This window comes from Streptomyces sp. NPDC001156 (assembly GCF_053598275.1).
In genome coordinates this window covers 1-1,517 of record NZ_JBSFJX010000524.1, presented here as the reverse complement: position 1 = coordinate 1,517, position 1,517 = coordinate 1, and the positions used below count along the sequence as shown (strand labels likewise).

General features: G+C 68.8%; 3 protein-coding genes. All 3 read left to right on the top strand.

Annotated elements, in window-relative coordinates; all coding sequences use genetic code 11:
• Positions 1-139: 139 nt before the first annotated feature.
• Positions 140-517 carry a hypothetical protein gene (locus ACWDA7_RS52815; RefSeq protein WP_450615351.1) on the top strand — a complete coding sequence of 126 codons (378 nt, stop codon included), beginning with the start codon at positions 140-142 and terminating at the stop codon, positions 515-517.
• Positions 518-833: 316 nt separating this feature from the next.
• On the top strand, positions 834-998 hold the full coding sequence (locus ACWDA7_RS52810; RefSeq protein WP_450615349.1) for a hypothetical protein: 165 nt from the start codon (positions 834-836) through the stop codon (positions 996-998).
• Positions 991-1,517 (top strand): recombinase family protein (locus tag ACWDA7_RS52805; RefSeq protein ID WP_450615347.1); only part of this gene is annotated, 527 nt, incomplete at its 3' end. The genes ACWDA7_RS52810 and ACWDA7_RS52805, both read left to right, overlap by 8 nt.

Below are 1,517 nucleotides of genomic sequence, written 5' to 3'. Positions count from 1 at the left end.
GCCCGCAGAAACCCCCGGACCAGCCGCAACACCTTACGATCGGCGATGCGCTCTGCCACCAGTTCCATCAGGATCTGGTGATCGACATTGTCGAACGAAGCCCGGACTCACTACCCGCATCGAGGACCTCGCGGCCGCGTTGCGCGCCGGTGCCGCCGGCCTGTACTGCGCGATGGCGGCCGTCGAGCTGCTGATCGGCCAGGAACGGTGGCTGCGCCGCGACGACTTCGTCGCCGAGTTCGTTGAGCCCGTCCCCGCTGCGGATGGGACGCCGATGGCGTTCGTCGACTGGCCGCGGGTGACAGCCCGCCTCAAGCGCGGGCGCTTGGCCTGCTCCAGCGGCGAGGTCCAGGTGCTGCGGCTGTGCGCGAGCCTGGCCGAGGGTGTCCCGGTCGACCTGGCGGACGCGTTGACCAGCCTGGACGCACCCACCGTGGTGCTGGTGGCCGAGGCCGTGCTGCGCGCGGGCGGCTGCGCTGATCCCGCACTGTCCGTTCACGATGGCGGTGCGCGATGACGTGCGTGCAGGTGGTCCGGGACCACCACCCGCTCAAGGGCTGCAGCCTTGAGATCCTCGGGCAGATGCACTGCCGCGGACGGCTGGAGTTGCTGCTGGTCCTGCCGGATGGCAGCAAGTCGCTGATCCCGGCGGCCTGGACCGACTTCCCCCAAAGGCAAGCAGGAAGCCACTGCAGCCGGAGGCGATTCGCTCGGGCAACTCGCTGCACAGGGGCAGCTGTTAGAGGCGTATGGGCTGGTTTCCTCGCTTCTGGCCCGGGCGGTCGCCGGGCGGGAGCAGGCTGCACGGCAGTCACCGTGCAAGGAGGACGACCGTGCAGCCTGTCCAACTCAGTCTGCTCCCCGAGCAGGTATCGCCGCCACCGAACCGGCTGATAGGACAACTCCCGCAGCCTCAGCTGGCCGAGGCCATCACGCAACTCGCCCACCTCATCGCCAAGATGACCGCCGCACAACAGGCGGAGGCCGACGATGAGTGAGAACAGCAAGGTCACCGCGTCCCACCGGCAAAGAGCGGCGATCGTCTACGTGCGCCAATCAACACTGCTTCAGCTGGAACGCAACAAGGAATCCACGGCCCGCCAGTACGATCTGGTCCAGCGCGCGGTGGCGCTCGGCTGGTCCCACGCGCAGGTCAATGTCGTGGACGAGGACCAGGGCATCTCCGGCGCCAGCGCGGCCGGACGCTCCGGGTTCGCCGAGCTGGCCGCCCAGGTCGGCCTGGGCCAGGTCGGGATCATCCTCGCGCTCGAGGTGAGCCGGCTGGCCCGCAACAATGCGGACTGGTACCGGCTCCTCGACCTCGCGGCGATGACCGACACGCTGGTCGCCGACGCGGACGGCGTCTACCACCCGCGCCGGTTCGACGACCGGCTGGTTTTGGGCATGAAGGGGACTATGGCCGAGGCCTTATGCCGATCTCGGCATAAGGCCTCTTATGCGGACCCTGCTGTTATGCCGAGGTGGCGGCCGGGAGCCGTCATGGCGACAGCGCCCGG